The following is a 26,840-nucleotide window of genomic DNA, read 5'->3' as shown; positions in this document are numbered from 1 at the left end:
TCTATCCAAAACTACTATATTGATTTAGATAATCTTCTTTGTAAAACTAATCTTCCAACCTTCTTAGTCATTTTTAAAAATTGAATAATTAGAGTTATATCGATCATTACATCTACTTAAAGAATCAGAAAAACACATTTTTATGTACTTACCTACACTGCTGAACACCTTCTTTATTTGCCCATAGAAAAAGGCCAGTAGATTCCTATTGTAATTAAGTCGTTAAGACCGAATCAAAGGTAGAAACTACAAGACCTATTTTAATTCTAACCGAAAGAAGTTAAATATTAAAGGTAAGAGAGAAAATCAAATATAAAACCTCTTCATCTTAAATTTTTCAAAAAGCGGACAATCACTTGTTTATAAGTCAGGTGACAAATAAGAAAATAGAGTAGGTAAAATTTCATTTATTCACGGAAAGAAATCCTTCAATTTTCATCAGGATGAATTATTCTGAATAATAATGATGTAATTTGATTGTTTTTGACTGAAATCTATTATATAATCTATTTATAAATGAAAACGGAAACAAGAGGTTGATAAATATGTTATTTCAACACCGAAAGGAAAAAATCCTAAATTTATTGTCACAAAAAGAAACCGTATCGATTCATGATTTAGTTGTTGATGTTGGGGTTAGTGAGTCTACTTTAAGGCGTGATCTGATCGCCTTAGAAGAAATGGGACTCTTAACACGCGTTCATGGTGGAGCAACCACGGTTAAAAATATTAGAAATGAACAAAAAATGTCACAAAAAGAAAGGAGCAACTTTCAAACAAAAGTAAAAATTGCTAAGTACTGTTCCCACTTAATTAAAGCAAATAGTCAAATTTTTATTGATGCTGGCACTGCCACCCTAGAATTGGTTAGAGTTTTACCCAATAATAAAAATATCCACATGGTTACCAACGGAGTCGATCAAGCTTTATTAGCTTTACAAAGAGGGATAAAGGTCACCCTATTAGGAGGACCGGTCAAACAAAATACACATGCAATCATTGGTTTAACAGCCTTTCATCAACTCGAGCGAATGAACTTTTCCTTCGCATTTATCGGAATGAATGGCATCAGTAAAGAAAACGGATTAACAACAACCAATCTAGACGAAGCGATGATCAAAGAATGTGCCATGCAACAAAGTCAAAATATCCGAATCTTAATGGATGATAGCAAGCTTAACCATGTCTACCAATATAAAGTGAAGGCCCCCAGCCAGGCGATTATCTTGTTAAACAGAAAAGCACAAATTAAGGCACCCGAAACGGTTGAAAAAATAAGTAATCATTACGATCTGCATTTTATCGAGGATTAATCTCGTAAAATCAAATTAATGAAAAGGAGAACATTTATGCTTTATACACTAACATTAAATCCATCAATTGATTATTTGATGCAAATCAGCGACCTAAAAATTGGTGAAACAAATTATACAAGTGGCGAAAGAATGTTACCTGGTGGAAAAGGGATTAATGTTTCACGAGTGCTAAATCAATTAGGTGTAGACAACAAGGCACTAGGTTTTATCGGCGGACATACCGGCCACTTTATCGAAGAATGGCTGAAACTTGAGCAGGTCAATTACGATTTTATTACAGTCAATGGAGATACGAGAATAAATGTGAAATTAAAGGGAAAGACCGAAACTGAAATTAATGGGGTTGGCCCAATAATCACTCAAACAAACAGTATGGAATTATTAAATAAAATTAAACAATTAGATGCTGGGGATACAATCATCCTATCTGGTAGTAAAAGTAGGGGCTTATCTGATACCTTTTACAATGACATTATCGAAGTTTGTACTGAGCAAGGGGTTTCCTTTGTAATCGACACAAACAGTAAAGAACTTTTAAATATCTTAAAAGCAAAACCATTTTTAGTAAAACCAAATCAAGCTGAGTTAGGTAGTCTTTTTAATCGAACGATTCAGTCAAAAACTGAAGCCATTCACTATGGTAAAAAGCTTCAAGAAGGTGGTGCGGAAAATGTCATTGTTTCATTAGGCGGTGATGGTGCAATTTTCATTGATAAGGATCAAACTTATCTTGCAGATTCCCCTAAAGGCCAAGTAATCAATACGGTTGGATCAGGTGATTCAATGATTGCAGGTTTTATGGCGGGAATTGAAAAAGGATTAACAAAGTTAGATGCCTTTAAACTAAGTGTTCAAAGTGGTAGTGCAACAGCCTTTAACAGTGATTTAGCCACAAAGGAAGATATTTTAGCACTAAATAATCAAGTTAAAATAAGAAAGGATTGAAAATCATGAATATGAATGATCTCATGCGTGAAGAACTAATGATTCTATCTTCCAAATCAACAAGCAAAAAGGAAATTCTCGATGAAATGACTAGAAAACTTGTTGAAACAGGTGCAGTTGATGATTATGATACTTTCAGACAAGCAATCTCAGAGCGAGAGGAGAATATGACTACTGGAATTGGTGATGGAATTGCCATGCCACATGCCAAAAATCAAGCCGTAAAAAAAACATCTGTTGTTTTTGCCAAGCATCCAACTGGCATTGACTTTGACAGTCTGGACGGTCAACCCGCTCGCTTATTCTTTATGATTGCAGCGAAGGATAGCGCAAATGATACGCATCTTTCAATTCTATCAAACTTATCAAAACTACTAATGAATAAAAACTTCACGGAAGCACTTTATGCCGCTGACACACCACAGAGTGCTAAAGCAATCATTAGTTTAGCTGAAGCTGGGTTGGAACAAGATCATAATAACGAAAGTCCTAGTCCAGACAAGAAGGGCGACGAACCCTATGTAATAGCTGTCACTGCTTGTCCAACTGGAATCGCCCATACTTATATGGCTGAAGATGCTTTAAAAAATAAAGCAAAGGAAATGGGCATTAAGATTAAGGTTGAGACAAATGGGTCAGATGGGGTTAAAAACCAATTAACTGATGATGATATTAAAAAGGCGGATGGCATTATCGTTGCTGTCGGGAAAAAAGTATCAATGGCCCGTTTTGATGGAAAACGTGTTGTCGAACGCCCGGTTGCTGACGGAATCAACAAAAGTGAAGAATTAATTAATCAAGCTCTATCAGGAAAGGCACCGATCTATCAGGCAAACCAAAGTGATCGAGAAAATGATTCAGATGAAAATAATCATCAGGAAAAAGGCCACTTCTCACTAAAATCAATCTATAATGATTTGATGAGTGGTGTATCTAACATGCTTCCTTTTGTGATTGCTGGAGGAATCATACTCGCTCTATCATATCTTTTGGAAGGATTTGTCGGAAAGAACTCCCCAATTTTTATTGGTATTAATGAAATAGGTAGTGCAGCGTTTAGTTTCCTAATTCCTGTTTTAGCTGGTTACATTGCCATGAGTATAGGTGGTAAACCTGCAATGGTAAGTGGCTTTGCCGGTGGTGCTCTTGCAGTCAATGCCGATGCTGGTTTTTTAGGTGGCTTAATTGCCGGATTTTTAGCGGGCTATATCACACTTATAGTGATAAAATGGCTGAAGGATATGCCGAAGAACCTGTCTGGTTTAAGAACGATCTTATTGTATCCAATCCTAACCTTATTCTTTACAGGCCTATTCATGTATTTTATTTTCGGACCCGTTTTCGCTAATATTAACATTGCCATGCTAAACTTTCTAGAAAATCTAGGTGCAGGTAATCAAGTTTTACTCGGCGCAATCCTTGGTGCGATGATGGCAACGGATATGGGGGGACCAATTAATAAAGCAGCTTATGCCTTTTCAATTGGTATCTTTACCGATACTGGTGACGGTAGTTTAATGGCTGCGGTAATGGTTGGTGGCATGATCCCACCTTTAGCAATTGCATTAGCTTCAGTTATTTTCAAAAATAAATTCACTGAAGTTCAACATCAATCTGCCCTAACAAACTTTGTCCTAGGCCTTTCATTTATTACAGAGGGGGCCATCCCCTTTGCCGCTGCAGACCCTATTCGTGTGATCGGCTCGAGCATGGTGGGTAGTGCGATAGGCGGTGGATTAACACAACTATGGTTAACCAAGGTCCCCGCTCCTCATGGTGGAATTTTCACCATGCTGGCACTAGGTGACAATCGCTTAATGCTCATGTTAGCTGTCCTAATTGGTACTCTCATCAGTGCGATTATCTTAGGCCTTTGGAAAAAACCACTAGAAGAACAAATAATTGCGGAATAATAATGAATTAGAAGTCAAACCTGATTCGGTTTTCAATTAAACCCGGATCAGGTTTCTGTTATGGTATGGCGAAATAATTAAAATTGACAAATAGAATTTCATAAACTTGCCCTATTCCCCTTCTTCAATCAAAATTAGAGAAGTTTTAAAAACTCAAAAGGGACTATTTACAGAAGATATTTTGCCAATTCATTCTACAACTAAAAAGTATTCAATTTAGCCTGACAGTTCCATGTTCTAACTAGTTCACCCAATTACGTATTATTCTAGTCCCTTTTGTAAAACTAGTACATACAAAAAATTGAAATTAATTCACCAGGAAGCCTAGGGATTTAAAATCGTACCCATAAATAGCAGAGCTCCGGTTTTTTCATCTGTAATTGTCATAAAGAAGGGGCGATCCACTTTCATTTCAAATGGAGGATCAATTTGTGCAGAGGTCGTTACTATATCAACTGAAGTAGTCCCAGCTGCTTCAGTCCCCTCTTCATTTACGTCAATAAATGTCTTTTGTTTAACTTCACTAATCCATATTTGAACATCTTCTTCAACCATTTTACTAAAGTCAGCTTGTCTTTCATCAAAGGCTGTTTTCATACCTAACGATTCTAATGCTTTGCTTAAGCTTGCCTCGAACTCAAGTTGAAACTTTGGTAACATAATAGTGCCTTCTTGTTCTTGAAACTCACTCTTCCACTTTTTCCAGTCTTTATTTGTCAAATTATCCTGAAGGTCAGCTATATTTTTATCTTCATTCGGAAGGAAAATTTGCATACTCATTTCTTCATCATCACCATAAGGTAGTGAGATGGCCTGGAAATCCCCATTTTCCATATACATGAAGTTTTTTTTCAATGTCATCAATGGGACATTCTTTGTTGAACCATCTTCTAGATGAAAGGCATGCTCTTCTGTCCTATTTTCATCAAATGGATATGTCCATGTACCTTGAAAATAAACTGCATTAATCAACATGGCGACGATATCCGGATTAAGTGGGACATCAACAATTTGGTCGATCTTCTCATTTGTTGCCTCACTGACCCACTTATTGATTTGATCAGCGGATTTCCCATCAGCAACACCAATTTCTTGCATCTCTGCATGATAATAATGCTGATTGTTTTCTAGAAAATCATTCTGAAATTGAAATTCCTGATTGAGCCAAATTGAGTTACCCATTTTCAGCTCAGCCTGACGTGAATCATCATTCATAATCGCCAACAATGAAGCATTGGCCTGATTGAGTTGATCACCTTCTATTTCATCTAACTGCAAGGTATCAACCATTTCCTGTCTGGTCTCACCGTCAGCTCCGTTGTAGACCATAGAAAGGGCCATAAATAAACTTGTTGGAGAAATAAAGGTGTTTCCATTTTCATCAGATTCAATTGTACTTAATAAATCGAATCCTAACTGGTTATTCGCATCAATAATTGTCTGATCAATATTTTCACTAGAGCTTACATTGCTATCATCATCTTGGTCGATGGGAGCCTGATCTGCTGTTCCACATGCTGTTAATAGTAAGACAAATAATGCGATAACACTCATCTTCTTCATCTCAACCATCCTCATTTCATATATTTTGGCTCTATTTCCTCTTGAGTAAGACTGCACACGGGATTAGCAATATTCAACTTATCGAAATACTTTGTCATGCCAACATAGTCAAGGATTTACTAGCTCTTATCCCCATTTATAATCCGATCATTTCCTTGGTATTATTGAAGCGGGGATCTTACTGACAATTGTACGGCGATAAGTAAAGTCCTTGACAAAGCTAGAATAAAGGCAGCATTTTCTCTTCTCAATCATTCTACTTTTGAACCACAATTTATCATCGATCTAATTGGTAAAAAAGTTCTCTGTATAAAAGGGTTGATTACTTTCATTAAAGTCAACGCCAATTCCCAATTTAGTAAAGCCATCATGTAAGATATTCCCACGATGCCCCGCTGAATTCATTAAACCTAGGTGAGCAAAAATACTATTAAACTGTCCGTAAGCTAGATTTTCCCCCGCCTGGGTAAAGGATATCTGATCAGCTAACATTCGATCCGAAAAGGTTTGATTTTGTAAATTTGTATGGCCAAAATACTGATTCTCTGCCATATCCGTACTATGCTTTCTTGCTGTCTCACTAACCGCTTCATCCCACTCCAGTATAGGTAAGTCATAATTGATACGAGTTGCATTGGTTAGATCAAATAACTGATATTCAAAACCCTTTCTTAATGCCTGGCTGGAGGGGGTGTAAAGGACATCCTTTGTTGATTCTAGGTCAGCATCAATGAGTAAGACAGCTGTCAACCGATCATCCTCATGAATATCATAAAAAAGAGTGACATAACTTCCGTCAATTTGATAAATATCATATTCTCCTTGACTATTAACTTGGTAGATAAAACGCTCATAGTCAATCAACTCTTCTGGTTCACCCAAGGTATCATTGACAGCCTCCTTTGTATCAGCCATCGAGAATGGATACTGGGTGGATAATAGATCTTGATTCGTAAATAACCCACGAACGATCTCTTCATCATCATATGCTACCATCATAAAGTTATGATAGTTTTCATGATAAGTAAACCAATCTAATCCATACTCATTCCTACTTTCCCGCATCGCCTCACCATATAATTCATCAACCTTATCCTTGGTATCACCTAACTCAATATTTCCTAGTGAAAAAGCTTGTTCACTTGGTAGAGTTAGTTCAGGCTTTTCTACTGGCTTTTGCTCTGGTTTTTTTCCAGGATCAAGAATACCAGAATTAGGTGATGAGATTTGATCTCTCACTTGATCGATATAAAAGTGATTATCTACCATATGATGAGCAAATTCCTTCACTGAAACAAACATTTCGTTCACAGATTCAGGAATAGCGTTACGAATGGGCTTCTGCCAAAGCGGTTCTGTCCAGAAAACAAACAGGACGATTAATAATAAATAAAAGAATCGCTTCAAAAGCTTAACCCCCTCCTTATTAATTACCTTATTTTTATAGTACTGAAACTTAATTAACTTTTATCGGTAGCTAACAGTATTGCCAGTTTGATGGATTTTGAACAGCTCCAATGTCGACTTTTCAAAAAAACTAACTCAATATTCCTATCAAAAAACTAAAAAAGTCGTAACTGAAGGGGTGCTAAACCGTCATAATCAATATCTAGCATTCCCTGCAACATTTTCGCATTACCAGCTGCATCTCCACCAGAGTTATTATTAAATAAAATATAGATATCTTCTGTTTCTTCGGCGATTTGTAAAATTCGTTCACGCCACTCCTGCAATTCAGCCCGATTATATTTATAGAGGTAGCGGACTTCTCGCCAATTGGTGTCTTTATTCTTAGGTCGATTCCAACCATAAACATTACGTCCATGAAAGCGAACTAAAGTTTTTACAGAATTCGTCACAACCGGGACAATTGGAACTGAACCATAACCAGTCTGTGGTTCATCTACAATCGAATGAATCCAATGATATTTCCGCATGAATTCAAGAGTTTGTTCACGGTTTCCTGGTCCGTACCAGGACTGATTTCTAAATTCTAATGCAATTGGAATACCATCCATCTTTTGAACACAATAACGTAAATAAATCATATGGTCCGAAGTACAGTCGAACCAGGGTGGGAATTGAAACAACACCATTGCTAGTTTACCTGCTTCGATCAAGGGCTCAATCGAATCCCTAAAAGCTTCAAACATCTCTGTTTTTGAACCATAAGGCGCATTTGCTCGCCTGTGACCAGTCATCCCTTGATAGGCTTTCACAACAAACTGAAAAGAGGCTGGTGTCTCTTTAATCCACTTTTCTATATTACGGATCGGTTGAACTGCATAGAATGAGGCATCAAGTTCAACAATCGGAAAATGGCTACAATATTCAGTAAGCCGTTGATTACTTTTAACTTCAGCTGAATATAAACGATCGTGCTCCCGCCACCCTGTTAAACCAATATATATCAACCTAATCACCTTGTCCCTTCATACTTTACAGGTTCTATTTTATCAAACATGACCTAGCCTGTCAGTTAAGTAGGATTGTAAGTATAGTCTATGAACGGAGGGTGAATCATGACTTCCCCTTACCTCTATTTAATTTTTAGAGTCCAATCGGGAACGATGATGACATTTCGGACAAAAAAATAGATGCTTTTGGCATCCAAATAGCTTAAGGGATCAATCAACTACAGTGAATAGATCCCTTCAAGGAGTGCCCTTGTCGTAGCTATTTCCATTCTTGTACTTAATGTATCTTCCTCTTTAACTGTTGCTATAAGATTACTGATACTTTTGTATAACTCTTCATATTCTCCTTCATCGCCAATTAATTGTAATTTCCACTTATTCTTTTCGTACATTTCTTTTAGCTCATCCGCTTGGATTGACAACTCCGTCCAATTTGGCTGGTCTAACTCCTTCTCAAATTCGTCAAGGTGATTAAAGAAGGCTTCACCTCCAACTTGATTTGAACAACCCGTCAAAAGAAGAATCATACAGAGTAAAACAATTGTCTTTTTCACTTTTCTCCTCCTAATTATGAATTTATATGACTATTTTGTCCCATAATAGGATAAATACTATTTGTAAAAGGTGGAAGGATATTATGCCAGAGTTAATTTTGATCTTGTTACGTTCAATCGTCGCGTTTTTATTGTTGTTTGTTATGACTAGAATTATGGGGAAGAAACAAATTTCCCAACTAACTTTTTTTGATTATTGTGTTGGAATAACGATTGGTTCCATTGCCGCTACGATGTCAGTTGACCAGAATGTAAAAGCATTAAATGGAATCATGTCCTTACTCGTTTGGGGGATCTTCCCCATCATATTGGCCTATTTCGGTATGAAGTCAAACACTTTTTCTAATATAACAGACGGAAAGCCGGCAATCTTGATCGAAAACGGGAAATTATTAGAGGATAATATGAAGAAAAACCTTATGAATATAAATGAAATCATGCTCTTATTAAGGGAAAAGGATGTTTTTACAGTAGCTGATGTAGAAATGGCTGTTCTTGAAACAAATGGTGGCTTAAGTGTCATGCTAAAAACAGACAAACAACCTGTTACACCGAAAACCCTGGGTATTCCTGTTGAACCGGAACATGGTCCAAATATCTTGATTATGGATGGTAACATAATGAAAAAGAGTTTGAAAAAGCTCGGATATACAGCTGATTGGTTATTAGCTGAAGTTCAAAAACAGGGAGCTAATGAAATTAAGGATGTCTTTTTTGCACAGATAGACTCCAAAGGACAAATGTATGTTGACTTATATGAACAGAAGAAAAATGAATAATCATTAAAAATAAAAGCCATGTAGATACAGATTGGCATTCTTAATAACAAGCCAGGATCTGACCCTACATGGCCTAACAAAGGCGCGATGACTAAATTGAAATAACACTGAAGAACGACATTGGCTAATCAACAAGATTTAAAAAGCAGAGGAGTAAATCCGAATTCATCATCCAGTCCCATGGAATTTACTCTTCTTGATTTACCCTTCAAAAAGTTTTTTCTTCATCAAGCTGTTGATGGAAAAGGCCTTTGCCCTCTTTAGTCATTAAAAACCTATCAATCATTAATTAAATTTACTTTAAATCTTCAGCTTTAATTGTCCAGATCACTTGATTACTACTTCCACCAGCTACGTTCCCACTAATTTTACGAAAATAATATTGATCAGCTTCAAAGACTTCGGTAATAAATTGCCCCGATTGTTCTTCACCTGGTCCGATCTCCCCTTGAAAGTCCTCAACACTATCAAAAGCACCTACAGCTCCAATTGACCCAGAACCTTCGAGATTATCCGTCACTTCCATCGTACCCATAATATCTTCAACATTTAAGGTGGTATCACTTGTGTTTTTTATCGTCACATCAAGTAGGATCCAGTCATCTAATTGGGATTCAATTCCCTCTAGCTCATACCCTTTTAATTCAGCCGTGGTCACTGTCATATCGTAACTTCCGATATCCGTATAAAAATGGCCGGTGTCTCCTATTGAAAGGTCTACTTGATCTTCAACATCAAGATCTGCAGCATCTTCAGTTTGATCATCTGTTGCTAAATCATCATTTTCATTATTTTCGTCACTGTTCTCGTCCACTTGCTCTTCTGGTTGTTCACTATCATTCGTATTCTCATCCTTGTCATTGCAGGCAGCGAGCATAGTGATACTCAGCAATAATACTCCAAAAGCAATTAGAAATTTCCTCATTTTGAACACCTCTCAAATTGTTTTTTGAAAAAACATGCTGAATTAACCTTTCAATAGTATTTTAACATAGAATTTTAACTTTTTAGTATGTTAATTCAATTAAAGTTTGTGTCAAATAATTGTGGGAGTTTTTTTAAGTTCCTATTTTATACAATTTTTAGTATCTAGTTAATTTATGACTTTGTTCTCTAAACCCGCAGTTTCCAGATACTTCGCTTTCCACGGGCACGAACTCGGGCGCACAGGATGTGGGTCAGTTAGACGTTGCCACAGGACGTGGCGGTTTTAGTCTAACATTCCTTATTGCTCCACTACCGTGTCGCAATAAGGATCTTCGGACTCGTGGGACTGGGACTGGGACTGCGGTTACTCGTCCCATCGAAGACCGTTTGCTGTTTCCGTAGGAATCTACTGGCAGTTACACTGCGATAAAACCCATCGGTCACTCATCTCGCTTCTTTGAATGGATTTCGGATTTCCTCACGAACTACTTACTCCATATTAACTAGAGGTCTTTTCGTCTATTGCTTATTTCTAATCGATGGCTTTTTTTACATCTCTCAAAGAAAAGAGACTTCTTTCAAAAAGCTGTTAAGGTTTTACCGATCATATGGTATTATACTAATATATTAACCTATAATCATATTAAATCTTGTAATAGTGAAAGAGGTAGAGGAAGTTGAATAAAGTTATTTTAAGTGCCGATAGCACCTGTGACTTAGATAATATAACAAAAGACCGATATAGGGTTCATTGTCAACCGCTTCATATCAATTTAGGTGAAAAGATGTATCGGGATGGAGTAGATATTACGCCAAATGATATATACCACACCTTCCAAGAACAACGTATTTTACCAAAAACATCAGCCCCAAACCCCCAAGAATATATCGACTATTTTAAACAATGGACAGATAATGGTTGTGAAGTTATTCACATCAGCCTCGGTTCTGGTATTTCCTCGTCTTATCAAAATGCTCTTCTTGCTTCAGAAGAACTTGAAGGAGTTTATGTCATTGACTCTGGAAACCTTTCAACAGGAATGGGGCATCTTGTACTCGAAGCTGGTGATCGTATTAATAAAGGGATGCCTGCAGCACAAATTTATGAGGAAGTTAATCAATTAAAAACAAAAGTCCATGCCAGCTTTGTGATTGATACGCTGACCTATTTATATGAAGGTGGAAGATGTTCCGCCCTTGCTGCCTTAAGCGCAAACTTACTAAATATAAAGCCATGCATTGAGGTTGACCATACAAGCGGGAATATGAACGTAGGGAAAAAATATCGCGGATCCCTATCTAGAGTGTTTAAGCGCTATACTCAAGAGAAGTTAAATGAATACGACAATTTAAAGCTTGATCGTATTTTCATTACCCATTCGGGCACTTCTCCGGAAAATATTGAACTAGTCAAAAAGGTAATCGAAGAAACTGCTAATTTTAATGAAATTATAGTAACCCAAGCTGGATGTACTGTTTCTTCTCATTGCGGACCCAACACACTCGGTATCTTATTTATGACCCAATGAACAAAGTAGAGGCTGGGATAAAACTCAGCTAAAATGAAAAAGGAATTCATTTGATACTGGATTCCTTTTTCTTATGATCATCATTTAAATAGAATCATCACCTCTTAAATATTTTTGAGGTGTCACTCTGTGATTTATACTCTGGGTGGACGCTTTTTTAAATGTATAATAAATTGAATATTTTGATTGAAAGCTGGTTACAATGTTCAAATTGCGACAGAAGGCCAATTTGTGCTTCTCGCATTTTTCCGTACCAGGCAAAGAGAAAGTGAAAAATGGTTTAAAGCAAATTTTAATGCTTGAAACCATTTTTTTGGTTAGTTATATTCCAGCCTCTTGTATCTTATCTTCTACTTTTTTAGTAAGTGATCAATCTGCCTCCAGTTGAAATACTGGCATCAATACATGTTGCAGTATAGCTTTAACTCCTGTCCGGTGTTGATCATACAAAAATACAAAACACTAATATAAGTAAGCCTTCAGAACGCATGATGGATCACTATTTCTTCATATTCCTTTTTACAGTATAGCGAATCCATAATGTACCGTACTCTAACTGTTTAACAGACTTCAATTCAAAAGCGCTTGCCTTAATCGTGGAATATGGTTCTCTTGCAACGAAGAAGCGATGTCCATTTGGATCGCCATTTGCAATAGGAGCCAAAATAACACTAATTTCATCTACTAAATCATTTTGGATGAAAGACCAATTGATTGTTCCACCGCCTCCAACCATCATTCGCTTAATCTTAAAGTGATTATAGAGCTTATCAAGCATCACTTCATAATCAATCTGATCTTTTCCAGCGATGATATATGATATCTTCTTCCTTCTAAGAAAATCTTTGTAAGCATGAGATGCCTGCTCCGTTAAAACTTCTACAATGTGAGAAGCTACATCACCATAACCATAGCTATTGTCTTCAAAAGCTAATTCTCCACGCGGGTCGATGGATAGATAATACATTGAGGCATTTGTATCTGCGATATAATCCCCCTTGGGAACCGGATCGGCATTTTCATTTAATGCTGGTTTCTTATAGAATGTTATATTATCTTCTGTTGATGTCTTTCCATTTAAATAAGCTTGGATATTAAACTGCTGCTTCTGAGGATCCAAGGACAACTCTTGATATTGCCGACTTGCTTCTTTAAATTCTTGTAAATCCATCACATCAATATTGCCATCTATCGCCGTGTGTGTATGAATAATAACATATGGTTTCTTCATCAGTCTTACCTCCAAAATAATTAATATTTCTATAAATCATAGCTTTAGCATGGTTAACTGATCAGGGGAGCCCAACAAGTGAAGATTCACTTTATACAAGTTGTCTAGTTGGACGAACAATCATATCACTTATTGCCATCCGATCAGGTGTATCAATTGCAAATGCAACTGCAGATGCAATATCTTCAGAAATTAAGCCCCATTCTTTTTGTGCCTTATGAAGATCTTCTGAAACCTGTTTATCATTAATTGTCTTATATAACTCCGTTGCAACTGCGCCTGGAGAAATAATAGTAGATTTAATATTGTTTTTACCTTGTTCTTGTCTTAACCCTTCCATAATGGCTCGTACAGCAAATTTTGTTCCACAATAGACAGCTGAATCAGGATAAACAACATGACCTGCTACAGAATCCGTCGCAATAATATGTCCTGTTTTTTGCTCAACCATAATTGGTAGAACTGCCGCAATTCCATTTAAGACACCCATAATATTAATATCAATCATTTGCTGCCACTCATCACGCCGTCCTTCTACGATTGGAGCAGTTGGCATAATACCAGCATTATTGTAAAGAACATCAACTCTTCCATAAGTATCCATAGCAAGATTAATTACTTTTTTAACCTCTTCATAGTTGGTTACATCTGCTTGTTGAATATGGATATCCGCCTTAGGGTTTGCCGCTTTTATAGCTTCAAGGCGATCTAATCGACGTGCGGCAATAATTAATTTAGCACCTTTTTCAGCCAGTAATCTAGACGTAGCCTCACCAATCCCACTCGATGCTCCCATAATTACAATAACCTTATTTTTAATTGTCATCATTAAACAGCTCCCTCAAATTATTGATTGATTTTTTCCTAGGTACTTCATTTATAATGGGTTTTCGCATGCTTCAGCTTGCTACTCCCCTGTCACCTTTACTACCCTTTCGATAAAAAAATCTTAAACATTGAAGTTAAGATCACCCTGAGTATAAGTGCATTGCTATTAATATTGTATTTCCCATAACAGGACTAGCATTAACGGAAGTCAAATTGGCCATCAAAGGCAAACCTTTTTTCCACATTATTAGTCATCAATATTTTTTATTACCTTTGCTGGTACTCCTGCAACGATTGTATTTTCCGGAACATTCTTTGTAACAACCGCCCCTGCTGCCACAATAGCATTATTCCCAATTGTGACATTGGGCAATATTGTTGCATTTGAACCAATCCAGACATTTTCCCCAATGATGACTGGAGCAGAATATGTTGTTTTTCTCGTTTCTAAGGAAAAGCCGTGATTAAGTGTAGCGATCGTCACATTCATTCCAATTAATGCACCGTCACCAATCCTAATCCCTCCCCTATCTTGAAAAGAACAGCCTGTGTTAATAAATACGTTTTTCCCAATATTAATATTTTTCCCGAAATCCGTATAGAACGGCGGAAAACACATGAAGGATGAATCAACTTCAGCGCCTGTTAGTTTACTGAACAGCTCCACTATCTCTTCTTTCGAATGAAATGAAGAATTTAATTCCATCGTAATCCTTTGCGCTTCAAAGCTACATTCGGTTAATAACCCATGCAATTCTTTATTCCCACCTGGAATAGGATTTCCATCTCTACAAAACTTAACAAACTCCTCCATATTCATAATAGATCCTCCAATCTTCATATTTTCTTTAATTCAAAAGCCCTCTTCTTCACTAAAAAAGTATTCCCCATCTCATTTACAATCTCATCATTTACAGAGAAATTTAATGTGAGATAACACAATAAATCAGACGATAACGAGAATTAAATCAAAAATATCCTTTTCTTCATCTTTGACTGAATGGAAGATGAACGAATCAGACTTTTATTAGATTTCTCAAATCAGCTTTGCACTTATATGATAAGCTGATATGATTGGAATATCCAATACTTATATCAAATACATACGTATACCTTTTAGGCATATATATTCAGAGGTGATTTTTATGGATATTCGAGTCTTACGTTATTTCATTGCTGTTGCAAATGAAGAGAATATTTCAGCGGCAGCAAAACAGCTCCATTTATCGCAACCTACCTTATCAAGGCAATTAAAAGACCTTGAAGTAGAATTAGGCACTACTTTATTTCAAAGAGGAAATCGAAAAATTACTCTAACAGAACAAGGTATGTTCTTATTATCGAAGGCAAGGGAAATCGTAGAATTAGTTGATAAAACAGAAGCTAATTTCCATCATGAAGAGGTGATAGGTGGTGAAATATACATAGGCGGTGGTGAAACAAGAGCAATGCATTTTATTGCAAAGGCTCTAGCAGATCTGCTTAAAAAACATTCAGCCATTAAATATCACCTTTATAGTGGTAACGCAGATGATATCATGGATAAATTAGACAGTGGATTATTGGATTTTGGTATTGTAATTGAACCAACAGATAAGCAGAAATATGAGTTCATTCAATTACCAGCTACTGAAACTTGGGGTGTATTAATGCAAAAAGAAAGTCCCTTGGCATCTAAAGAATTTATTCAACCTTCGGACTTAATAGATAAACCCTTAATTATTTCACGTCAAACAGCGGTAGATAATGAGCTTTCCGGATGGTTTGGGAAAGGTCTTGAAAAATTGCATATTTCCGGAACATATAACTTACTTTATAATGCTTCACTCATGGTTGAAGAAGGTCTTGGTTATGCCCTATGTATAGATAAAATAATTAACACTACAGGCGAAAGCAAACTTTGCTTTAAACCGCTACACCCTAACCTGCATGCAGGGCTGAATATGATTTGGAAGAAGAATCAGATATTATCCACTGCCTCCCAGGCATTCCTGGGCCAAGTTCGTTATAATATTGAAAATAATGACATATAAAATGTTTCTTTACTTTGTAGGTTTTCCCCCATCCCCCACTGACTGTGAGTTGGGACTGGGACTGTGGTTACTCGTCCCACCAGAAACATTTGCGGTTACTCATACCAGCGAGGACTTTTGCGGTTATTCTTGCCATCGAAAACATCTGTTACTATCACAAGGGGATAAGCTAATGATTCTTAAACCAAGTGGGACCTTACTGTCAATTGATCTCCAACTTTTAAAATTCAATTTCCTTCAAATGCTTGAAGTGCTGTCTTACTGACAGTTGCACTGCGATAAATGTACTCTTCAACACTAGATCAGACAAAGATTAACTTGACCGATAAAGATGGCATTGATAAAATAGTAACATTAATTACTCATATTTCTTTATTGAAATATGCTTAAAAGTGATCGATTGCAATCTATAATCGTTTTTAAGATTATCAAGATGGCATTGAATAGTTATAAATTTACTTTTATAGAAGCAAACAAGTTAATACAAGTCCCTCTGTATATCCTCGATAATAAGGTTCGAGAGTTTCTACCGGAGATCCATTAAATTTCCGACTATAGAGGCAGAATATTTACATGTATTTCTGCCTCTGTCTTTTTTGCCAGAGGTTTTTGTTATTTAAAGAATGAGATACTTGTTTTTTAAAAAAGTAAGCTGTATTCCCTAACAATTATCAGTTACAGATAGGAGTGGTAAGTATGCAAGGTGAAAATGAAATGATTTTAATTCTTGATTATGGTAGTCAATACAATCAACTAATGACTAAAAGCATTCGCGACCTTGGCGTCTACAGTGAATTGTATTCACACCGATTAACGATTGACAAGATTAAGCAGATTAATCCAAAAGGAATTATCTTATCAGGAGGTCAACAAAGTCTTGATGACCAAGACCATTTGCCAATTAATGAAGCAATCTTTGATCTAGACATCCCTGTTCTTGCCCTTGATTATGGTGCACGTTTAATCACTGACTTGTTTGGGGGTAAGGTTGAGCAATCACCTGAACAAACCTCTAGGGAAATGAAAATAGAAATTACTGAGGAAGCTTCATTACTTACCAATACATCAAGTGAACAAACGATTTTGATAAGCAGTAATGAACAAATCACCGCAGTACCAAATCCCTTTGTTGTTGAAGCTAGAAGTCAATCAGTAGTAGTGGCAATGCGCCATCAGGACAAGCCAATCTTTGGACTTCAATTCCACCCAGAAGGACAAAATGCTGTCTTTGGGCAAAATATTCTCAAGAACTTTTTATTCGAAATCTGTGAATGTAAAGGAAATTGGACAGCTAGCCGTTTTATCGAACAAGAAATTGAACAGATTCAGCAAGTGGTAGGTGATCGCAAGGTTTTATGTGCTTTAAGTGGTGGAGTAGACTCTTCAGTTGTAGCCGCTCTTGTTCATAAAGCAATCGGTGATCAACTTACTTGTATATTTGTTGACCATGGTCTACTTCGTAAAAATGAAGGCGACATGGTAATGAAGACATTTAAAGATGACTTTAACATGAATATTATTCGCATTGATGCCGAAGATCGCTTCTTAAGTAAACTAAAGGGTGTCACAGATCCAGAACAAAAACGGAAAATTATCGGAAATGAATTCATTTATGTTTTTGACGATGAAGCAGATCGATTGAAGGATATTGACTTTTTAGCTCAAGGAACGATTTATTCAGATGTGATTGAGTCTGGGATAGATAGCAAGAAAATGGTCAAATCACACCATAACGTCGGAGGCCTACCCGAAAATATGCAATTTGAATTGCTTGAACCATTAAAAGCCCTATTCAAAGATGAAGTACGAGCAGTTGGCCTTGAATTAGGGATTCCGAGTGAAATTGTTTGGCGCCAGCCCTTCCCTGGTCCAGGATTAGGGATTCGTGTCCTAGGTGAAGTGACGAAGGAGAAACTTGAAATTGTTCGTGAAGCAGACGCCATTTTACGTGATGAAATCCAAAAAGCTGGACTTGATCGTGATATTTGGCAATACTTTGCGGTACTTCCAGGGATCCAGAGTGTCGGCGTCAAAGACGGTAATCGCACATATGACCATACAGTGGGGATACGGGCGATTCATTCTGTTGACGGCATGACCTCAGATTGGGCTAGAATTCCTTGGGATGTGCTAGAGAAGATTTCCCATCGTATGACAAGCGAAGTCGAACATGTCAATCGTGTAGTCTATGATGTAACAAGCAAGCCACCTGCAACAATTGAATGGGAATAAAAGAACATGATAACTTGGTGTGAGAACGTTGATTTAACAGCATTTAGGCACATATGAAATGGATGAAAACAAGTTAATTTGAATAGGTTCTCCGCCAAAATGGTTGTTGGAATTTCCTATATCAAGTTGCATAAAGAGCCTTGTAGCAAGAAAGCAAGGCTCTTTTTTTGATTCTATTTTTTATGTCAGAATAAATAATGTCGCCAAAATTTAAATTATGACCCCTATTTAAAACAGAAGACGTTTCTATAAACTGAAGAGTATTTTTTTATACTCAAAAACAATCGAAAGGAAACTACTATGAAACCTAAAACTAAATATTTCAACAAGTTTCTTGGGGTACTGATGCTCTTGCCGACACTCATCAGTACCTTTTTTACATCCACTACACCAGTTCAAGCCAGCACATTTGTATTGGAAGAATTGACTGGTTATTACTACACTGGCATCCCTGTTCATCTTGGTTATGAATTGACTCAAAATATTTATGTTTTGAAAATGGACGGAAAGAAAGTTTTCTGTGTCGAATCTGGTATTCCTGAAAATAGCGGTGAAGGTTATACACCTGAAGCTTTTATCCATACAAAAAAAGACCTGCTGTCTAAAATTGCTTACTACGGCTATACCAAGACAAAACAAACTCACTATGGCTACGCTGTGACTCAACTCATGATCTGAGAAGAACTCGGCGACATCTATCGTTCTTCCACGATTCCAAACTATCAGGAACGAAAAGCTGAAATCATGGCATTAGTCAAAAGACATGACACTCTCCCCTCTTGGCACAATCAAGAAGTCACTATCAAAGTTAGAGACTCTTTAGCATTAAAAGATGTCAATAATATACTAAGTGATATGACGCTTGAATCCAACTCTATGAACAGCACCATCAAACAAGACGGCAATACACTGATTATCACGCCAAGTGCCGATTCTAGAAACGGCAGTATCTTTTATTGGAAAGTCCCTCAGAACGAAGTTGGTACATCCGTTGTCTACAAGAAACCTAAAGAACAAGTCATGGTGGAATTTCATTTAGAGAGTTCTAAACAAACCAACCTAAAAGTCAACATCATCAAACTAGGGAACGTCAAAGTCCAAAAGATTGATGGAGATACTGGCAAACCACTGACCGATACGACATTACGTTTTGAATATGCAGGAGTATCTAAAGATATCACCACTGACAAAAACGGTGTCGCTGAAATCAAGGACATCCCACAAGGTACAAAAGTGACGATTTCCGAAGTCACTGCTCCCAATGGCTTTGTCAATAAAGGTGAAATCAAAACCGTTATGATTGAGCCAAATAATACTATTGAAGTTCGTTTGGACAATAAGGCCCAACAAGGCTTATTGAAATTAACGAAGACTGGCAACAAAGTTGTCGATGTGGAACAAACTGAATCAGAGTATGGCGCCCTCCACTCTTTCATTTTTGACTATCGACCACTGGCTGACGTGACCTATGAGATTGAAGCTGTGGAAGACATTGTTGTTGGTGGAGCTACTCATGCGAAAGCTGGAGAAAAGCAGTATGACTACAATTCCGAAGTGGAGCTGGTAAATCCAGTAGCTGATACAGTCGCAACGGCAACTTTTAGAGGGGCTGATGTGGACTGGTATATTAGGGTAGATAATATTGTTTTGAAGAAATCCACAATCACACCGCAACCAAATAAAAAAAGGATAGTAAAATATCCTTAGTAGAAGTTGTCATATGAAGAATACCTACTGACAGATTCATTATATTCTTTTTCAAATTTCTCCTTTTGCTCTTGACAAGCTATCTTGAATGAAGTTTGCAACTCACTATCTTCTTGCAGTTTTTGAATTACCCAAGGTTGTAGCATGTAGGGGAAAACGGCATTATTTAGATCAGATACAGCATACTGAGTAGTTGCTTTACCTATCATCATACCATGCTCTAAAAAATTGACTGCTCCATCGTGCAAGGGTAGTTCATGTGTATGATTATCTTCTGTAAACAAAGAATATATAATTGCCTTTTGATATCTGTCTAAAGCTTGCAGTCTTGGTTTTTCACTTTCTTCAAACTTCTTTTTATAATATTTGTTTCTGAAATACTGAACAACGCTTATCAGTAAACTAATAATCAAAATAGAAAATGAGGTGATAAATACCAGTCCTATTACAAAACCATATTTGTCCCTAAAATCAGTCATGTACATTTTAGATACTAAAGAATTAGGACTGAAAAGTATCAGCCCAGATGCCAATGATAAGGCACCCATTATCTTATTTGGAAGTTTGAAAAAATCCGCTATATTAAAATCAACGTTCATATAATATCCTCTCATTCAGTAATATTCGTTAACTAATTATACCAATAAATTGCATTCTCTTATATAATAAAAGTAATAAATTTTAATGAAAGGTGTTCATAGCTATGAAAGATGTAGTGTTTCAAGGCAAATTAGATGGCGAATTTGATGGTTTTGACGATGACAAACTATTTAAAACCTCAAATGGTCAATATTGGATTCAAGCAAAATATAAATATTGGTATCATTATAAATACAGACCTGATATCACCATTTACAAAGAAAACGGCAGATACTATATATCTGTAGAGGCTAAAGAAATTGAAGTTCGGAAATTAAATAATGTTATAGAAAGTCAAATTGATGTAGCTTTTGAGGGTTGGAACGGAGAAAGCGTCTATAAATTGCGCAATGGTCAAACATGGGCACAGTCTACATATAAATACGAATATAAATATGAATACTCGCCAAATGCAATTGTATATGATGGAGGTTCTGGAACAACAATGCAAGTTGCTGGAACGAGCGCGAGAGTAAGAAGAGTATATTAAAAGTATTAGTAAATACAAGCTAAAAACAGCTTGCTTTTTATTTGCCAGAAAGGAGGCTAATCATTTTCAAGCACAAAGGGAAATGAATCAAATCAAGGGATACCAACCTGCTCTACCATACTAGTCTAGGAGTTTTTGGGTTCGCTGGATTTCTGATGATGGCTCTCTTCCACCTTCGCTCTCTTAAGAATACAAATTGGAAGTCCATCACAGTTGAGAAAATCCTCGCACAACTCTATATCTCAAGTTTTCTAGGTAGCGTAATCACTGCCTTTTTTGTTTGCCTATTATTAGGACTGCTGATATATCGCTATCACATTGATACGGTGAAACAACTCCAGCACAGGGAGAAATTGGCGTGCATTATTTTAGAAAACAAATGGTATGAATAGGAACAGGTACAATCTGATGGCTTCTTTAAAGACCTCTCCTCTCCCAAGTCAAAAGAAAAAATCACTGTTTTCCCCAAAGATGTACTATTCTTCAAAGAAAGGACTGATTTATATTCGTGTAGAAGTTACACTTGGCAAGTACCAAGATCAGCTTCTACACTTAGAGAAAAAACTTGAGACAGGTCTCTACTGTGAACTAGTTGATAGAGAAATCAAAGATTCCTTTATTGAGTACACCCTACTCTATGATTCCATTGCCAACCGTGTCAGCATTGAAGAAGTAGTGGAAGATAATGGACGACTTAAGCTAATGAAGTCTGTCTATTGGGAATATGATAAACTTCCTATAAATGTAAAGATAAGAATGTGCACCCCCCTTTTGATTATTTAACGATGTACAAATTTGTTCAATTGAGTATGGTGCAAACCATACTCAATAACCATAATACCCGAGCTTACGACTTATGTTCCTTTTGAATGTGATCCTTGAGACGATATGAATCCCCTACAATATTTATTACTGTCGCATGATGAAGAATTCTATCCAAAATGGCGTTTGCTATTTTGGGATCTTGAAATATATCTCCCCACGATTTAAAGTTCGCATTCGTTATAAAAATAGTGCTTTTATTTTCATAACGCATATTAATTAATTGAAAAAAGAGCTTTGCGTCATCTTCATCAATCGGTAGATAACCTATTTCATCGATGATGAGTAATTTATACCTTGCATAGTGTTTTAACCTTCTTTCTAATCTGTTTTCAAGCTTCGCTTTCTTTAAATTTAAAAGTAAGTCATTGCACTTAATAAAATATGTGCTGGTTCTCTTTTTCGCAGCTGCTATTCCTATTGATGTAGCTAGGTGGGTTTTTCCTACTCCACTAGAGCCCAAAAATACAATATTTTCTTTTTGTTCAATAAATCGCAGTGTTGTAAAATCTAATATTTGTTCTTTATTAATCGACGGTTGAAATGAGAAATCAAAATCTTTTACTTCCTTTAAATGTGGAAATGCAGCTACTTTCACCATTGATCGAATCATATTAATTTCTTTCATATCAATTTCATAATCAGTTAATTTAAACAAGGCATCGGTAAAAGATAAATTATTTTTGTTCATAAAATCGATCGTTTCATCTAAATGAGTGATTATTTGATTTAATTTTAAGTATTTAAGGTTGTCAATCAACTTCATATAACTACTATTCATTTCTATACACCTCATTAATCGCAGATAAATTTTTTAATGCTAGTTCTTCAATATCATCCTTATAGTGTAGTTGTTTAGACAAACTCTCTATATAATGGGCTTCTTTAAAATTCATCTTTTGTTTACTTATCTGATGTTCTGCAATTAAATCCGTGTTATAATATATATGAATTTTATTGTCATAGACTTGTAAACCTACGGTTTTGCCCGTGTATCCTGGTGGTACAGAATACATGTTGGACTTGAATGAAACCATATTTGAAGTGTTTACTTTTACAGGTGTATGATCTATTTTATAGAAATCTCTTATTTGCCTTTTGGGTAATGGGTTTAAGAGATTTCTTTCTTTTTTTAGATGTAATATCGGTATTTTACCTGTTCCTTGATGATATTGGCTGTTCACCCGATTACTTAATTCCTGTATAAATGCATGTAACTCTTCATAATTAAATTTCCCTTGATAAGCATGAATTTCATCAATCAACTTCATAGGCGCTTCAACCTTGGCTTTGGTTTGTGGCCTTCCGGCAACGCAAGGTTTGACGACAAAACCACAATCTTTCGCAAATTGATAAAATCGTTCATTAACTTTTCCAGGCTGGTATCTCGTTCTTGGTTCATCCATCACTGTTTTCATATTATCTACTAAAATAGCTTTAGGAATCCCGCCAATAGCTTCAAAACTTTCCATAAGGAATGAAAGTAACACACTTTGTGATTTAGAAATTGATAATAGATACGTTCTGAAACGTGAATAAGATAACAGAAATACACAAATATTCACATACAATATTTCCCCGTCTTTTGTCATGTACTGAATGTTTTCTTTCCAATCCACTTGTGCTTGTTCTGCCGGTGGTGTTTCAAACCGCACGGTTTCCTTTGTATGCATTCTACCTTTACGAGATTCAAAGTATTGTTGAAACTCTGGCTTTCCTGAAATATATCTTCTAAAGCTAGAAGCAGCGCAGTCCAATCCATGATTATCTTTTAAGTATTGCCAAAGCACTCGTTTATAGTAAAACTTCTGTGGTGTCTCATCAGAACGCAGTAATTTTATAATGTGGTAGTAATCATCAATTTTTGATTTTCTTTTTCTTGTATGACTCAGTTGATAACCATTTAAATATTTGTCGATCGTTCTTCGATCGACATTAAGATCTCTCGCTAATTTGTTTTTATTAATTTTCATGTTCAGACTCTCCATTAGTATTTTTAGTTTTGGTAAGTCTGTATTTCTACTTCCGTATTTACATCAATTTTTATATGCATAATATTCACCTCGAAAATATTATGCAATAGCCGAGCAAAATTGTACATTCCTATTTAATCGTTTGTGTACATGCTTAGGTTATCATTTATACTTCCTCATATATTGATTGCTGGAGGAACTGGTGGAGGAAAGACTTATTTCATTTTGGCTATCATTGAAGCCCCCCTCCAGACCAATGCTAACCTATATATTCTGGACCCTAAAAACAGTGACCTTGCAGACTTAGATTCTATGATGGATAATGGTCTACTTCAAGAAAGAAGAAATGCTGGACTGTCTCAAACAATTTTATGAAGCTATGCTGGGGCGTGATAGTACAAAGGTCATTTCCAAGTTGAAACAAATTGTTATGCTGGGAAGATAAGCTGGTTTCTTTTTAATACTCGCTTGTCAATGACCAGACGCAAAGTATTTAGGGGATGGAACTCTTGACCAGTTTAATTTCCGAGTAGCTCTTGGAAGAATCAGTGAATTGGGTTATGGTATGATGTTTGACGAAACCAATAAAGACTTCTTTTTAAAACAATTCAAAGGACGTGGTTATGTAGATGTAGGAACAAGCGTGATTAGTGAGTTCTATACACCATTTATACCTAAGGGATATGATTTTCTAGGACAAATAGGTCAATTAGCAACCAAAACGCAGGCTGACCCTGTGCCGTGCAAAGCGAAAGGAACAAGGGCAGACTAGCGTTGTTTAATGTGGCGATAGCCACGCCAAACTGACACCCCCCAGTCATCTAACAGGGGGTAGAAAAACAACAAAAAACTATCAAAAGTCATCTGCAAGTCCAGTAACCACGGGCGATAGAACGATTTTTATAAGGTATGATTATGCATAGGAAAATGTCACACCTTTATTGATTGGAGGAATGTGAATGGAAAACAACCCTTCTTTGGTGGAAACATTCAGGAAAAAACGCAATGACTACGCCGTTTCGCAAAATAAGCTTGCCACGGCTGTGGGCATTACACGGGAACACCTCAATCGGATTGAAAATGGAAAGACTTTAGTTTCCCAATCTCTAAGAGAAAAATTAGACAAAGAACTGGACGTCTTCAATCCTGACTCTCTCTTAGAAATGTTATTCGACTATGTTCGGATTCGATTTCCAACTGATGATGTGGTCATGGTTGTGCAACAAATTCTGAAAATAAACATTGAGTATATGGTGCATGAAGATTATGCCTATTATTCCTATCAAGACAACTATCACTTTGGGGACATCATGGTCTTACATTCCGTGAATTTATCGAAAGGAACACTGCTAGAGTTGAAGGGAAAAGGCTGTCGGCAATTTGAAAATTTTCTTCTTGCTCAACACAGAAGCTGGTATGATTTTTTTGAGGACTGTGTCAAAGCTAAAGGTTTTATCAAATGACTGGACTTAGCCATCAATAATAAAACAGGGATTTTGGATATTCCAGAATTGGCTAGAAAATGTGTCGAAGAAGAATGTGTCTCAGTTTTTCGGAGTTTTAAAAATTATAAAAGTGGTGAATTGAAGCAACGCAATGAAAAACAGGATATGGGACACACACTCTATATCGGCTCACTAAAAAGCGACATCTATTTTTGTATTTACGAAAAAGATTATGAACAATACGTCAAGAATGAAATCCCCTTAGAAAAAGCTGAAATCAAGAATCCTTTTGAAATCCGCTTGAAGAATGAACGTGTTGAAAAAGCACTGGATGATTTACTGGGGTATCGTAATCCAGAACGGACAGCCTTTAGTATCATTAACCGATATCTCCGATTTACTGATAAAGAAACAGGAAAACGCCGTAGTGATTGGAAAACCAATGACAGCTGGGCGTTTTTTATCGGCAAAAATCGTGGACATCTTCGTTTAACTACTCAACCAGAACCTTACGACTTTAATCGAACGTTGAGCTGGCTACGTCATCAAGTAGCCCCTACCCTTAAAATTGCCACAATTCTAGATGCAGTCAACGAAACGGATGTGGTGGAAATGATGATTCGTGACGCCTGCTTAACAGATCGTCATGAGAAAATCCTACAACAACAGCCCTATAATTCTAAGGATATTATCCTATGAATGAGTTGAAATTAGTGAAACTCTATTTACTTAACCGAAGAATTTATCTCGAAGAAAGGAATAAGATATTATGAACTCTGGACAAAATTTATATAACTTGTTTTTAAGTAATGCGCAATCGCTGGTATTACTGACAATTGTTTCTATTTGACTCTACTTGGGATTCAAACGTGAATTCTCAAAACTAATTGGCTTTTTGATTATTGCATTGATTGCCGTTGGGTTGATCTTTAATGCAGATGAAGTAAAAGATGTGCTACTCAACCTTTTTAACCGACTCATTGGAGCATAGGAGGTCACATAATGGAAGTGCAGATTTATATTGCCAACTTAGGCAAATACAATGAGGGAGGATTGGTTCTCCCCTCCGATTGATTTTGAAGACATGAAGGAACGTATCGGTCTCAATGATGAATACGAAGAATATGCTATTCATGATTATGAACTTCCCTTTAGCATTGGGGAATACACTTCAATTGAAGAAATTAACCGACTATGTGAGAGGGTTAGCGAATTGGAAGGCTCACCTATGTATGATGAACTATCTACCATTCAAAACACTTGGTTTAATAGTCTTGAGGAAATGCTAGAAAACAAAGACGATATTATTTGCTACAACGACTGTGATTCAATGGAAGATGTTGCACGATATTTCGTAGAAAAAACTGGTGGATTGGGAGAAATCCCTAGTCACCTGCAAAATTGTATTGACTATCAAGCATTGTGGCGTGATATGGGGATTAGAGGAAACTTATTGCTGACTTCTCATGGGATATTTGAACACACTAACTAATACAC

General features: G+C 36.4%; 20 protein-coding genes, 6 pseudogenes and 1 riboswitch. Of the genes and pseudogenes, 15 read left to right on the top strand and 11 right to left on the bottom strand.

Annotated elements, in window-relative coordinates:
- The first annotated feature begins 545 nt into the window (after nucleotides 1–545).
- From KQI76_RS01690 to KQI76_RS01680, 3 genes are read left to right on the top strand one after another with little or no spacing between them, the layout of a single operon-like run.
- Nucleotides 546–1,313 carry a DeoR/GlpR family DNA-binding transcription regulator gene (locus KQI76_RS01690; RefSeq protein ID WP_216398567.1) on the top strand — a complete coding sequence of 256 codons (768 nt, stop codon included), beginning with the start codon at nucleotides 546–548 and terminating at the stop codon, nucleotides 1,311–1,313.
- Between the two features lie 36 nt (nucleotides 1,314–1,349).
- The gene (gene pfkB, locus KQI76_RS01685; protein WP_216398566.1) at nucleotides 1,350–2,261 is read left to right on the top strand and encodes a 1-phosphofructokinase; all 912 of its coding nucleotides are present in this window, start codon (nucleotides 1,350–1,352) and stop codon (nucleotides 2,259–2,261) included.
- Between the two features lie 5 nt (nucleotides 2,262–2,266).
- Nucleotides 2,267–4,174: a PTS fructose transporter subunit IIABC gene (locus KQI76_RS01680; RefSeq protein WP_216398565.1), complete on the top strand. Its 1,908-nt coding sequence runs from the start codon at nucleotides 2,267–2,269 to the stop codon at nucleotides 4,172–4,174.
- A gap of 324 nt (nucleotides 4,175–4,498) precedes the next feature.
- Here KQI76_RS01680 and KQI76_RS01675 read toward each other — a convergent pair whose 3' ends face one another.
- From KQI76_RS01675 to KQI76_RS01660, 4 genes are all read right to left on the bottom strand, one after another.
- Nucleotides 4,499–5,737, bottom strand: a complete 1,239-nt coding sequence (locus KQI76_RS01675; RefSeq protein ID WP_216398564.1) for a serpin family protein — start codon at nucleotides 5,735–5,737, stop codon at nucleotides 4,499–4,501.
- A gap of 285 nt (nucleotides 5,738–6,022) precedes the next feature.
- The gene (locus tag KQI76_RS01670; protein WP_216398563.1) at nucleotides 6,023–7,144 is read right to left on the bottom strand and encodes a CAP domain-containing protein; all 1,122 of its coding nucleotides are present in this window, start codon (nucleotides 7,142–7,144) and stop codon (nucleotides 6,023–6,025) included.
- A 155-nt stretch (nucleotides 7,145–7,299) separates the two neighbouring features.
- On the bottom strand, nucleotides 7,300–8,151 hold the full coding sequence (locus KQI76_RS01665; RefSeq protein ID WP_216398636.1) for a DUF72 domain-containing protein: 852 nt from the start codon (nucleotides 8,149–8,151) through the stop codon (nucleotides 7,300–7,302).
- Between the two features lie 221 nt (nucleotides 8,152–8,372).
- Nucleotides 8,373–8,708: a DUF4363 family protein gene (locus KQI76_RS01660; RefSeq protein ID WP_216398562.1), complete on the bottom strand. Its 336-nt coding sequence runs from the start codon at nucleotides 8,706–8,708 to the stop codon at nucleotides 8,373–8,375.
- Between the two features lie 83 nt (nucleotides 8,709–8,791).
- On the opposite strand from KQI76_RS01660, the gene KQI76_RS01655 reads away from it, so the two are divergent.
- Entirely contained in the window at nucleotides 8,792–9,487 is a 696-nt protein-coding gene (locus KQI76_RS01655; RefSeq protein ID WP_216398561.1) for a DUF421 domain-containing protein, read from the top strand.
- Between the two features lie 295 nt (nucleotides 9,488–9,782).
- Here KQI76_RS01655 and KQI76_RS01650 read toward each other — a convergent pair whose 3' ends face one another.
- Entirely contained in the window at nucleotides 9,783–10,412 is a 630-nt protein-coding gene (locus KQI76_RS01650; protein WP_216398560.1) for a hypothetical protein, read from the bottom strand.
- 679 nt (nucleotides 10,413–11,091) lie between these two features.
- Between KQI76_RS01650 and KQI76_RS01645 the strand changes: the two genes are divergently transcribed.
- A complete protein-coding gene (locus KQI76_RS01645) occupies nucleotides 11,092–11,943 on the top strand; it encodes a DegV family protein (protein WP_216398559.1) in 852 nt (283 codons plus the stop codon).
- A 499-nt stretch (nucleotides 11,944–12,442) separates the two neighbouring features.
- Here the strand turns inward: KQI76_RS01645 and KQI76_RS01640 are convergent, their stop codons facing one another.
- The 3 genes from KQI76_RS01640 to KQI76_RS01630 all read right to left on the bottom strand — a co-directional run bounded on the left by KQI76_RS01640 (nucleotide 12,443) and on the right by KQI76_RS01630 (nucleotide 14,822).
- Nucleotides 12,443–13,174: a dihydrofolate reductase family protein gene (locus tag KQI76_RS01640; RefSeq protein ID WP_216398558.1), complete on the bottom strand. Its 732-nt coding sequence runs from the start codon at nucleotides 13,172–13,174 to the stop codon at nucleotides 12,443–12,445.
- Between the two features lie 91 nt (nucleotides 13,175–13,265).
- Nucleotides 13,266–14,000: an SDR family oxidoreductase gene (locus KQI76_RS01635; RefSeq protein ID WP_253288753.1), complete on the bottom strand. Its 735-nt coding sequence runs from the start codon at nucleotides 13,998–14,000 to the stop codon at nucleotides 13,266–13,268.
- A gap of 249 nt (nucleotides 14,001–14,249) precedes the next feature.
- Nucleotides 14,250–14,822, bottom strand: coding sequence for a sugar O-acetyltransferase (locus KQI76_RS01630; protein ID WP_216398556.1), 573 nt, complete (start codon nucleotides 14,820–14,822; stop codon nucleotides 14,250–14,252).
- Nucleotides 14,823–15,147: 325 nt separating this feature from the next.
- Here KQI76_RS01630 and KQI76_RS01625 point away from each other — a divergent pair, with 325 nt between their 5' ends.
- The 4 genes from KQI76_RS01625 to KQI76_RS12090 all read left to right on the top strand — a co-directional run bounded on the left by KQI76_RS01625 (nucleotide 15,148) and on the right by KQI76_RS12090 (nucleotide 19,974).
- Entirely contained in the window at nucleotides 15,148–16,035 is an 888-nt protein-coding gene (locus KQI76_RS01625; RefSeq protein ID WP_216398555.1) for a LysR family transcriptional regulator, read from the top strand.
- 473 nt (nucleotides 16,036–16,508) lie between these two features.
- Nucleotides 16,509–16,610, top strand: a riboswitch (purine riboswitch).
- A 121-nt stretch (nucleotides 16,611–16,731) separates the two neighbouring features.
- Complete coding sequence (gene guaA / locus KQI76_RS01620; RefSeq protein ID WP_216398554.1) at nucleotides 16,732–18,267, top strand: glutamine-hydrolyzing GMP synthase; 1,536 nt, start codon at nucleotides 16,732–16,734, stop codon at nucleotides 18,265–18,267.
- Nucleotides 18,268–18,567: 300 nt separating this feature from the next.
- Nucleotides 18,568–18,945, top strand: a complete 378-nt coding sequence (locus KQI76_RS01615; protein WP_216398641.1) for a Cys-Gln thioester bond-forming surface protein — start codon at nucleotides 18,568–18,570, stop codon at nucleotides 18,943–18,945.
- 66 nt (nucleotides 18,946–19,011) lie between these two features.
- Nucleotides 19,012–19,974: a SpaA isopeptide-forming pilin-related protein gene (locus tag KQI76_RS12090; protein ID WP_483860882.1), complete on the top strand. Its 963-nt coding sequence runs from the start codon at nucleotides 19,012–19,014 to the stop codon at nucleotides 19,972–19,974.
- Here the strand turns inward: KQI76_RS12090 and KQI76_RS01605 are convergent.
- Nucleotides 19,971–20,573: a superinfection exclusion B family protein gene (locus tag KQI76_RS01605; protein WP_216398553.1), complete on the bottom strand. Its 603-nt coding sequence runs from the start codon at nucleotides 20,571–20,573 to the stop codon at nucleotides 19,971–19,973. The genes KQI76_RS12090 and KQI76_RS01605 overlap by 4 nt on opposite strands.
- Before the next feature lie 104 nt (nucleotides 20,574–20,677).
- Here KQI76_RS01605 and KQI76_RS01600 point away from each other — a divergent pair, with 104 nt between their 5' ends.
- On the top strand, nucleotides 20,678–21,103 hold the full coding sequence (locus KQI76_RS01600; RefSeq protein WP_216398552.1) for a hypothetical protein: 426 nt from the start codon (nucleotides 20,678–20,680) through the stop codon (nucleotides 21,101–21,103).
- A 314-nt stretch (nucleotides 21,104–21,417) separates the two neighbouring features.
- Nucleotides 21,418–21,841: pseudogene (locus KQI76_RS01595) on the top strand (ATP-binding protein); the annotation flags it as partial.
- Between the two features lie 109 nt (nucleotides 21,842–21,950).
- Here KQI76_RS01595 and istB read toward each other — a convergent pair.
- Together istB and istA are read right to left on the bottom strand one after the other, a co-directional pair.
- Nucleotides 21,951–22,706: an IS21-like element helper ATPase IstB gene (istB, locus tag KQI76_RS01590; protein WP_216398550.1), complete on the bottom strand. Its 756-nt coding sequence runs from the start codon at nucleotides 22,704–22,706 to the stop codon at nucleotides 21,951–21,953.
- Nucleotides 22,699–23,978, bottom strand: a pseudogene (istA, locus tag KQI76_RS01585) (IS21 family transposase). Before istA ends, istB begins: the two are co-directional and overlap by 8 nt.
- Before the next feature lie 91 nt (nucleotides 23,979–24,069).
- Between istA and KQI76_RS01580 the strand changes: the two are divergent.
- The 4 pseudogenes from KQI76_RS01580 to KQI76_RS01565 form a co-directional block, all read left to right on the top strand.
- Nucleotides 24,070–24,670: pseudogene (locus tag KQI76_RS01580) on the top strand (P-loop NTPase family protein); the annotation flags it as partial.
- Between the two features lie 187 nt (nucleotides 24,671–24,857).
- A pseudogene (gene mobT, locus KQI76_RS01575) lies at nucleotides 24,858–26,042 on the top strand (MobT family relaxase).
- A 70-nt stretch (nucleotides 26,043–26,112) separates the two neighbouring features.
- Nucleotides 26,113–26,334: pseudogene (locus tag KQI76_RS01570) on the top strand (hypothetical protein).
- Between the two features lie 11 nt (nucleotides 26,335–26,345).
- Nucleotides 26,346–26,835: pseudogene (locus KQI76_RS01565) on the top strand (antirestriction protein ArdA).
- Nucleotides 26,836–26,840 lie beyond the last annotated feature (5 nt).

This window comes from Amphibacillus sp. MSJ-3, from assembly GCF_018919165.1.
Classification (GTDB): domain Bacteria; phylum Bacillota; class Bacilli; order Bacillales; family Amphibacillaceae; genus Amphibacillus.
Note: the sequence above shows the minus strand (reverse complement) of the source record. Positions and strands in the feature narration are given on the sequence as shown.

Bases quoted from the DNA above. Each gene is read 5' to 3' on its own strand.
- KQI76_RS01690 (WP_216398567.1), top strand. From the start codon at position 546: ATGTTATTTCAACACCGAAAGGAAAAAATCCTAAATTTATTGTCACAA.
- pfkB (WP_216398566.1), top strand. From the start codon at position 1,350: ATGCTTTATACACTAACATTAAATCCATCAATTGATTATTTGATGCAA.
- KQI76_RS01680 (WP_216398565.1), top strand. From the start codon at position 2,267: ATGAATATGAATGATCTCATGCGTGAAGAACTAATGATTCTATCTTCC.
- KQI76_RS01675 (WP_216398564.1), bottom strand. From the start codon at position 5,737: ATGAAGAAGATGAGTGTTATCGCATTATTTGTCTTACTATTAACAGCA.
- KQI76_RS01655 (WP_216398561.1), top strand. From the start codon at position 8,792: ATGCCAGAGTTAATTTTGATCTTGTTACGTTCAATCGTCGCGTTTTTA.
- KQI76_RS01650 (WP_216398560.1), bottom strand. From the start codon at position 10,412: ATGAGGAAATTTCTAATTGCTTTTGGAGTATTATTGCTGAGTATCACT.
- KQI76_RS01640 (WP_216398558.1), bottom strand. From the start codon at position 13,174: ATGAAGAAACCATATGTTATTATTCATACACACACGGCGATAGATGGC.
- KQI76_RS01635 (WP_253288753.1), bottom strand. From the start codon at position 14,000: ATGACAATTAAAAATAAGGTTATTGTAATTATGGGAGCATCGAGTGGG.
- KQI76_RS01630 (WP_216398556.1), bottom strand. From the start codon at position 14,822: ATGAATATGGAGGAGTTTGTTAAGTTTTGTAGAGATGGAAATCCTATT.
- KQI76_RS01625 (WP_216398555.1), top strand. From the start codon at position 15,148: ATGGATATTCGAGTCTTACGTTATTTCATTGCTGTTGCAAATGAAGAG.
- guaA (WP_216398554.1), top strand. From the start codon at position 16,732: ATGCAAGGTGAAAATGAAATGATTTTAATTCTTGATTATGGTAGTCAA.
- KQI76_RS01615 (WP_216398641.1), top strand. From the start codon at position 18,568: ATGAAACCTAAAACTAAATATTTCAACAAGTTTCTTGGGGTACTGATG.
- KQI76_RS12090 (WP_483860882.1), top strand. From the start codon at position 19,012: ATGGCATTAGTCAAAAGACATGACACTCTCCCCTCTTGGCACAATCAA.
- KQI76_RS01605 (WP_216398553.1), bottom strand. From the start codon at position 20,573: ATGAACGTTGATTTTAATATAGCGGATTTTTTCAAACTTCCAAATAAG.
- KQI76_RS01600 (WP_216398552.1), top strand. From the start codon at position 20,678: ATGAAAGATGTAGTGTTTCAAGGCAAATTAGATGGCGAATTTGATGGT.
- istB (WP_216398550.1), bottom strand. From the start codon at position 22,706: ATGAATAGTAGTTATATGAAGTTGATTGACAACCTTAAATACTTAAAA.